This is a genomic window from Microbacterium sp. 13-71-7, assembly GCF_002257455.1.
GTDB lineage: Bacteria > Actinomycetota > Actinomycetes > Actinomycetales > Microbacteriaceae > Microbacterium.
Genome location: NZ_NCKN01000183.1, coordinates 1 through 8476 on the forward strand (window position 1 = coordinate 1; position 8476 = coordinate 8476).

Consider the following 8476-nt stretch of genomic DNA (forward strand, 5'->3'; position numbering starts at 1 on the left):
GGATACTGGTTCCACGACCGAAGGAGAAGCATGACCCTGCAGCAGGACATCGCCGCCGACCTCGGAGTGCGTCCCGACATCGATCCCGTCGCCGAGATCGACCGCCGGGTCGGCTTCCTCGTCGACTACCTCCGGCACACGGGCGCCAAGGGCTATGTGCTGGGCATCTCGGGCGGACAGGACTCGACGCTCGCCGGGCGCCTCGCGCAGCTCGCCGTCGAGAAAGTGCGCGCAGAGGGCGGCGAGGCGACCTTCATCGCCGTGCGCCTGCCCTATCGGGTCCAGCACGACGCCGACGATGCGACCGCCGCGATGGCGTTCATCGCCGCGGACGAGGGCGTCGAGGTCAACATCGAGCACGGCGTCGACGGTCTCGAGAACGACCTCGAGGCGGCGGGCCTGGAGGACGTGGCCGACTTCCACCGCGGCAACATCAAGGCGCGCCTGCGGATGGTCACGCAGTACGCGATCGCCGGCCAGCGCGGCCTGCTCGTGATCGGCACGGACCACGCGGCCGAGGCCGTGACCGGGTTCTTCACGAAGTTCGGCGACGGGGCGGCGGACCTCACGCCGCTCGCCGGGCTGACCAAGCGGCAGGGGCGCTCGCTGCTGCTGGAGCTCGGCGCGCCGGACCGTCTGGCGTACAAGGTGCCGACGGCGGACCTCCTCGACGGCACGCCGGGGCGCGCCGACGAGGACGAGCTCGGCCTCACCTACGCGCAGATCGACGACTTCCTGGAGGGACGCGAGGTCGAGGCGAGCGTCGCCGAGCGCATCGAGGCGCGCTATCTCGCCACCTCGCACAAGCGTCGCCAGCCGGTGACCCCCGACGACACGTGGTGGCGCTGAGCCGGGTCGTCGTCTCTTCCAGTTCGCACGCGCCGCGGGCTTGCGTTCGCACGCGCGGCGGATGTGCGTTCGCCTGCGCGGCGGATGTGCGACGTCTGCAGGACTCCGCCACAGATGCAGGACGGATCATGGCGATCGGTCGTGCATCCGTGTTCGGATCGTGCAGGCGTTGCACTGAGCGGCTCCCGATCCGGTGATGTCGGCGGTCCCGTCTAGGGTCGAAGCGACGGCCTGATCGGTCGCCACCCGAAGACAGGAGCCGTCGTGCGCGTGATCACCCCCTCCGGATCCGACCGGAAGCGCGTGATCTGGAGCGCCACGGATCTGAAGCTCGCGGCGGAGTGCGAGTTCGCCTGGGCGCGCTCGGTCGATGCGAAGCTCGGGCGGGTCGAACCGGTCGAGGATCCGGAGGACGCCACGCTCGCCCGTGCCGCGGCGATGGGCGACGCGCACGAGCTCGTGGTGCTCGACGACTACATCGCCGAGCACGGGCGATCCGTCGACGGCGGCCCGGGTGTGATCGAGCTGCCGAAGGTGTCGTCGACCGATGCGGAGGCGCTTGCCGGCGTCGTCGCGGACACGGTGCGCGCGCTGCGGTCCGACGCGACCGTGATCTATCAGGCCGCGTTCTCCACGCCCGAGTTCGTCGGATTCGCCGACTTCCTCTCGCGCGACCCCGATGGCCGGTGGCGCGTGCAGGATTCCAAGCTGGCCCGCACGGCCAGGGTCACGGCGCTCATGCAGCTTGCGGCATACGTCGACCAGCTCGACCGGCTCGGCATCCCGCGCTCGGAGGAGGTGGATCTGATCCTCGGCGACAGGACCATCTCCACGCATGCGGTGAGCGACCTGCTGCCGCTGTTCCACGTGCGGAGGGCGCGCCTGCGCGCGCTCATCGCCGACCGCCGCATCGACGAGGGCGCGGCCGGGGCCCCGCTCGCCTGGGGCGATGACCGCGGCGACCTGCAGATCGTCGCGTGCGGGCGCTGCGCCACGTGCGAGCTCGAGGTCGTGGCGCACCGCGACCTGCTGCTCGTCGCGCGCATGCGTCCGGTGCAGCGGGCGCGACTCCGCGCCGAGGGCATCCGCACGATCGACGACCTCGCCGCAGCGGCAGATGCCCCGGAGGGCATGGGCACGGAGACGTTCGAGGCGCTGCGTGCGCAGGCCGGGCTGCAGCTCGCCGCGATGGCCGCGGAGGACGCCGCCGTGGCCGAGGGCGACCCCGACGCGCATCCGGTGCCGCCCTTCGAGGTCGTCTCCGCCGCCGCGATCGGGATGATGCCGCGTCCCAGTCGCGGCGACCTGTTCTTCGACTTCGAGGGGGATCCGCTCTACACGGAGCCGGACGAGGAGCAGCCCCAGGGGAACAAGCGGTGGGGCCTCGACTACCTGTTCGGCTGGGTCGACGACGCGGAGCAGTACAGCGCGCTGTGGGCGCACGACTTCGCGGCCGAGAAGCAGGCGCTCCTCGACTTCCTCGACTTCGTCTCCGCGCGGCGTGCGGCGCATCCCGACATGCACATCTACCACTACGCGCCCTACGAGACCTCGCACCTGCAGAACATGGCGGAGCGCTACGGCGTGGGCGAGGCAGAGGTCGACCGGCTGCTCCGTGAGGGCGTGTTCGTCGACCTGTACCCGCTCGTGCTGCGGACGGTGCGGATCGGATCCCGGTCGTACTCGATCAAGAAGCTCGAGCCGCTCTACATGGGCGCCCAGGTGCGCACGAGCGACGTCCAGAAGGGCGATGACTCGATCGTCCAGTACGTGCAGGCCCGGGGGCTCGCGGCCGCGGGGCGCACCGCCGAGGCGGACGGGATCCTCGCCGATCTCGCCGACTACAACCGCTACGACTGCGTCTCGACCCGTCGCCTGCGCAACTGGCTCGTGGGCCTCGCGCGCGAGGCGGGCGTGCTGCCGGCGCCCCCGGACGAGCCGGAGACCCGCGCCTACGAGCCGGCGCCGCTCTCGCTCGCGCTGCAGGCCGAGGGGCAGCGCGTGCAGGCGGAGGGCGGAGACGGCCAGACCTACCGGGTCGCGGCCGCCGCGATCGACTACTTCCCGCGCGAGGCGAAGAGCTTCTGGATCTCGCACTTCCAGCGCCTGCGCGAGCCGGTGACGCTGTGGGAGTCCACGCGCGACGTGCTGCGGGTGGACCCCGACCGCTCGGGGGTCGCGCAGGACTGGGGCCAGGAGGAGGGCGCACGTGCGGTCACGCGCCTCATCGACCTGCACGGCGAGGTCGCACCGGGCAGCACCCTGAACGTCGGCGGCAGCCCGTTCGCGCTGTACGAGGCCCCCGCGCCATTCTTCGGCGAGTTCCCTGCCCGCGTGATCCACGTGCCGCACGAGGTCGAGATCGTCGAGGTGCTCGACGACGGGTACCGGATCCGCGAGCGCTCGATCGGTGGTCAGACCTGGGACGAGCTTCCGCTCGCGCTCACCCCCGCCGCGCCGCCCCGCGTGAACTCCCTGCAGGGAGCGATCGAGGAGTGGGCCGGCTCCATGCTGTCGGCGTCGCCGGAGTTCCCGCGGGATCCGGCGACCGACGTGCTGCGCCGGATCGTGCCGCACACGGTCTCGGGCGGGCCGCTGCCGGTCAGGGAGACCGGGCCGGACGGACACCAGGGCGGCAGCGCCGAGGCCGCCGACGGGATCGTGCGGGGTGTGCTCGACCTCGACCGCAGCTACCTCGCGGTCCAGGGCCCTCCCGGCACCGGCAAGACCTACACGGCCTCGCAGGTGATCGCCCGACTCGTGAACGACCACGGATACCGCATCGGCGTGGTCGCGCAGTCGCATGCGATCGTGGAGAACCTGCTCGAGCGGGTGGTCGAGGCCGGGGTCCCCGCGGCACAGGTGGCGAAGGCGCCGAAGGATCCGCACGGCCCGGAGCCCGTCTTCACCGCGATCCGCAAGGACGGGATGGCCGGATACCTCGCGGAGCAGGGCGGCGCCGGTCGCGGTTGCGTGGTCGGCGGCACCGCCTGGGACTTCTCCAGCACGAGGCGCGTGCAGCGCGGCGAGCTCGACCTGCTCGTGATCGACGAGGCGGGGCAGTTCTCGCTCGCCTCCACGATCGCGGTCGCCGTCTCCGCGCAGCGGCTGCTGCTCCTCGGCGACCCGCAGCAGCTGCCGCAGGTGAGCCAGGGCACGCACCCCGAACCCGTCGACACCTCGGCGCTCGGCTGGGTCATGCACGAGAGGGCCGTGATCGATCCCGCGCACGGGGCTTTCCTCGCCCGCTCCTGGCGGATGCACCCGGAGGTCGCGGCGCCGGTGTCGCAGCTCGCCTATGCCGGTGCGCTCGCCTCCGCGCCCGGCACGGAGCGGCGCGTGATCGACGGCGTCGAGCCCGGGCTGCATGTGAGGCCGATCCGGCACCGCGGCAACGCGACCCAGTCGCCCGAGGAAGCCGCGGAGGTCGTCCGCATCGTCCGCGCGCTGATCGGCCGGGAATACACCGACGGCATGGAGGGTGCGCCGGCGCGCGCCCTCGAACCGGCGGACGTCATCGTCGTCGCGCCCTACAACGCGCAGAAGCAGCTGATCCTCGACGCGCTCGCCGAGGCGGGTCTCGGCGATGTCGCCGTGGGCACGGTCGACAACTTCCAGGGCAGGGAGGCCGTGGTCTCGATCACGTCGCTCGCCGCATCGAGCGGGCGGGACGCCCCGCGCGGTCCCGAGTTCCTGCTGCTGCAGAACCGGCTCAACGTGGCGATCTCGCGGGCCAAGGTCGCCGCCTATCTGGTGCACTCGCCGGCCCTGCTGGACGACCTCCCGTGGACGCCCGAGGGCGTCGCGCGTCTGAGCGCCTTCGCGCACCTCGTCGGCGCCGATCGCGACGACGCGGAGCGGTACGCCGTAGATCCGGACGGCGCGGACGCGGTCGAGGAGGAGCCGGGTCGCGCCGAGCAGGAGCACGCCGAACAGGACCACGCCGATGCACTCTGAGTCCGAGATCCTGCAGGCGTCCGCGACGTGGGTCTGGATTCCGCGCGACAGCGAGAGCGAACGGGAGCACCTGCAGCTCGTGCGGTATCCCGCGCGCTTCGGCGGCGGTGTGCGCGCGTCGGTGATCGACTCGTCGCTCGATGCGGCCGGGGTCGTGGATCATGCGATCGGCCGCACCAGGGACTGGGGCGAGCGGAAGCTGGTGTTCTCGGTCGGCGCGGCCGATTCCCCGCACGTCGAGGACGAACTGCGCCGACGCGGCGCCGTGCACGACGACACGGTGACGATCTTCGCGCGGGCGATCCCCGGGGATCCGATCCCGGTGCCGCGGGGTATCACGGCCGAGACCGTGCACACGCTCGATCAGGTGCGCGACGTGGATGCGGTCAGCGTGCCGGTGTGGGCGCAGCAGCCGCTCGACGCGGACGGGCTGGCGGCGCAGCTCGACGAGGTCACCGCGGATGCCGAGTCCCGGACCGGGTTCCGCGCGCTCGCCCGTGTCGACGGACAGGCGGTCAGCACGGGCGGATGCACGCTCGTCGACGGCTTCCTGCGGCTGTGGGGTGCGGCGACGCTCCCCGACTTCCGAGGCAGGGGCGCCTACCGCGCGGTGCTCGCCGAACGGCTGCGCATCGGGGGAGAGCACGGTGCCAGGACGGCCCTCGTCAAGGGCAGGGTCGAGACGTCGGCCCCGATCCTCGCGCGCTGCGGCTTCGCCCCGTACGGCGAGGATCGCTCCTACGTGCTCGAGGTCTAGACCCGGCGGGTTCGAGCACGGGGCGGCCAGACCACGCCGCGCTCAGACCGGCCCTGCCTCAGACTGGCCCTGCCTCAGACCGGCCTTGCCTCAGCTGGCCCTGACCGGCCCTGCCTCAGACCGTGCCGTACAGGCGGTCTCCGGCGTCGCCGAGGCCGGGCACGATGTAGCCCTTCTCGTTCAGGCGCTCGTCGAGCGCTCCGAGGACGAGCGTGACGTTGCGGTCGCCCACGAGGCTCTCGATCGCCGCGACGCCCTCGGGCGTGCCGAGCAGGCAGATCGCGGTCACATCGTCCGCGCCGCGGTCGAAGAGGAACTGGATCGCGGCCGCGAGGGACCCGCCAGTCGCGAGCATCGGGTCGATCGCGAAGCACTGACGCCCGCTGAGATCGTCCGGCAGACGCTCGGCGTAGGTCGTCGGCTCGAAGGTCTCCTCATCGCGGACCATGCCGAGGAAGCCGACCTCGGCCGTCGGCAGCAGCTTGACGAGGCCCTCGAGCATGCCGAGACCGGCGCGCAGGATCGGGACGACGATGGGCCGCGGCTCGGAGATCTTCACGCCCATGGTCGTGGTGACCGGGGTGGTGATCTCGATCGGGCTCACCCGCACGTTGCGCGTCGCCTCGTAGGCGAGCAGCGTCACGAGCTCTTCGGTGAGCTGGCGGAACACCGGCGAAGGGGTGCGCGCATCGCGCAGCACCGACAGCTTGTGGGTGATGAGGGGGTGGTCGGCGACGTGCACACGCATAGGTACAGGCTACTTCGCCCGAGCCGCCGCGCGGTGCGCGGATTCTCCGGGCCGAACGGGATGCCGGGATCGGGGCCCGCCACAGCGTCGCCCTGTCACAGCAGGGCCCGCCACAGCGTCGCCCTGTCACAGCGTCGCGCCGGCGAGGAAGTGCCAGCCCAGCCACCACCAGACGACGATCACCGCGATGCGCACCGCGCGATCGTCGAGCAGCCGGTCGAACAGCGCGGTCACGGTCGCTTCCGGATCCGCGCGCCGGATCCGCCACGTCGCCAGCGCAAGCAGAGCCGCGCACAGGCCGAAGTAGGCGATGCTGAGGAGCGTCATCGCCGAGATCCCCTCCGCAGCAGGAAGACGCCGCCGGCCAGCCACGCCGCGGTGAACAGGATCCTGCCCGGCGCTCCGTCGAGCAGCGGGTCGAGCAGGTCGCTGAGCGCGTACGAGGGCGCGTCGGGACGAACCCGGCCGAGGATGAACTGCGCGAGCTCCCACAGGCAGCCCGCGACCAGGAGCCCGCCCCACACCCAGGCCAGCCGGCGCAGGCCGGGCGGCCACGGTCGGGGTCCCACGCCGATGCCGGGCCACGCCAGCCCCAGCACGGCGATCCCGATCGCGGCCACGGCGGAGACCATGCCGCCGCCGTGGCGGGGGAGCACGCAGACGACGATCCCCGCGAGCACCGCTCCTGCCACGATCACCCGCGACGGCACGAGACGCGCGGCGATGGCCGGGGTCCACCGGGCGGCCACGACGAGCAGGGCCGCGCCGAAGAAGACGACGGTGTCGAACCATTGCGCGCGGACGATCTGCACGATCCCGATCAGCAGCAGCACGGTGATCCAGCACAGGACCGGCCAGGGCAGCGCGCGCGAGCGGCGCCCCGCCGCACCCGCCTCCGCATCCGTCTGAGCGCCCATGACACCCCTGATCCGCATGGTACTCACAGGTCGCGGGGGAGCGGCGAGGTCCGCTCGCGGCGAGGGGCGACGCGGAGCGGCCCTCCGGCTAGGCTCGACCGTCGGGAGGACCGGTGAACGCAGCACGACCCGTCACGCACGACGCGGCGATGGACCGCGCGCTCGCGCTGGCCGCCCAGGCCGCCGCGGCGGACGAGATCCCGGTCGGCGCCGTCGTACTCGACGCCGAGGGGCGGATCCTGGCCGAGGGGCGCAACAACCGCGAGGAGACCGCGGATCCGACCGGTCACGCCGAGATCGTCGCGCTGCGCGCGGCCGCCGCAGCACAGGGATCCTGGAACCTCGCCGGCTGCACGCTCGTCGTCACGATGGAGCCGTGCGTGATGTGCGCGGGCGCGATCCTGCAGTCCCGCGTGGCGCGCGTCGTGTTCGGCGCCTGGGACGACAAGGCGGGGGCGGCCGGATCCCTCTACGACGTGCTGCGCGACCGCCGGCTTCCCTACCGCGCCGAGGTGGTCGGCGGCGTCCGCGAGGGAGAGGCCGTGGACCAGCTGCGCGCGTTCTTCGCCGAACGACGCTGAACCGGATCCCGGATCCCGGATCCTCAGGCCTTGGGCCGCCGCGACGCGAGCCGAGCCAGGCGCTGCACCGCGAACAGGTACGCCTGGGCTCGTGGGTCGAAGTACCCGGGGTGCCGCACGCCGCGCTCGTCGACCTCGGTCTGCGACGCGTGCCCGTCGGTGGCCTCGCCCTGCTCGCCTCCGGAGCCGGGGATGGGCCCGCCGTCGGAGGAGTAGACGATCGTCCCCACGATGTCGCGGGGGTCGACCGGGTGCGCGCCCAGACGTCCCAGGGGAGCGGTCACGTCGTTCGAGGCCTCCGTGGCGTAGAACGAGAACGCGCGCTTCGAGATCGCCTCCGCGACGGCGTCGGCGGCCATGTGCGTCATCCCGGCCGAGGCGATCGAGAACGCCATCGAGACCGGACCCGCGCCGTCCATGAGCACGAGTTCGCCGAACAGCGTGGACGAGTACGAGTAGGCGAGCACGGCGATGCGCGTGCCGGGCTGCCGATGCCGCAGGCGCACGAGATCGCCCGCCAGCCGCGCCGCGCCCACGGTCGCATGCCTGGTCGCGAGCGCCGAGAGGTGGGTCCCGGAGTCGTAGCCGAACCACGCCACGGTCGCGATGCGGACGGATCCTCCGCGCAGCGCGCTGGCACGGATCGTGTCGGCGCACAGCCGCCGGG

At 72.6% G+C, this 8476-nt stretch carries 8 protein-coding genes; 4 read left to right on the top strand and 4 right to left on the bottom strand.

Annotated features, from left to right (window positions below):
- Positions 1-30 precede the first annotated feature (30 nt).
- From nadE to B7X32_RS15510, 3 genes are all read left to right on the top strand, one after another.
- On the top strand, positions 31-849 hold the full coding sequence (gene nadE, locus B7X32_RS15500) for an ammonia-dependent NAD(+) synthetase (RefSeq protein ID WP_292721518.1): 819 nt from the start codon (positions 31-33) through the stop codon (positions 847-849).
- A 264-nt stretch (positions 850-1113) separates the two neighbouring features.
- Entirely contained in the window at positions 1114-4806 is a 3693-nt protein-coding gene (locus tag B7X32_RS15505) for a bifunctional RecB family nuclease/DEAD/DEAH box helicase (RefSeq protein WP_292721521.1), read from the top strand.
- On the top strand, positions 4796-5563 hold the full coding sequence (locus B7X32_RS15510) for a GNAT family N-acetyltransferase (protein WP_292721524.1): 768 nt from the start codon (positions 4796-4798) through the stop codon (positions 5561-5563). The genes B7X32_RS15505 and B7X32_RS15510 overlap by 11 nt, the downstream gene beginning before the upstream one ends.
- A gap of 115 nt (positions 5564-5678) precedes the next feature.
- On the opposite strand, the gene upp is transcribed toward B7X32_RS15510, so the two are convergent.
- From upp to B7X32_RS15525, 3 genes are all read right to left on the bottom strand, one after another.
- Entirely contained in the window at positions 5679-6311 is a 633-nt protein-coding gene (upp, locus tag B7X32_RS15515) for a uracil phosphoribosyltransferase (protein ID WP_233310171.1), read from the bottom strand.
- Positions 6312-6437: 126 nt separating this feature from the next.
- Entirely contained in the window at positions 6438-6638 is a 201-nt protein-coding gene (locus B7X32_RS15520) for a DUF6186 family protein (protein ID WP_292721531.1), read from the bottom strand.
- The gene (locus B7X32_RS15525) at positions 6635-7228 is read right to left on the bottom strand and encodes a hypothetical protein (RefSeq protein ID WP_292721534.1); all 594 of its coding nucleotides are present in this window, start codon (positions 7226-7228) and stop codon (positions 6635-6637) included. Before B7X32_RS15525 ends, B7X32_RS15520 begins: the two co-directional genes overlap by 4 nt.
- Positions 7229-7341: 113 nt before the next feature.
- Here B7X32_RS15525 and B7X32_RS15530 point away from each other — a divergent pair, with 113 nt between their 5' ends.
- Positions 7342-7809, top strand: coding sequence for a nucleoside deaminase (locus B7X32_RS15530; RefSeq protein ID WP_292721536.1), 468 nt, complete (start codon positions 7342-7344; stop codon positions 7807-7809).
- Positions 7810-7832: 23 nt separating this feature from the next.
- Here B7X32_RS15530 and B7X32_RS15535 read toward each other — a convergent pair.
- A partial coding sequence (locus B7X32_RS15535; RefSeq protein ID WP_292721539.1) for an alpha/beta hydrolase occupies positions 7833-8476 on the bottom strand: 644 nt, incomplete at its 5' end.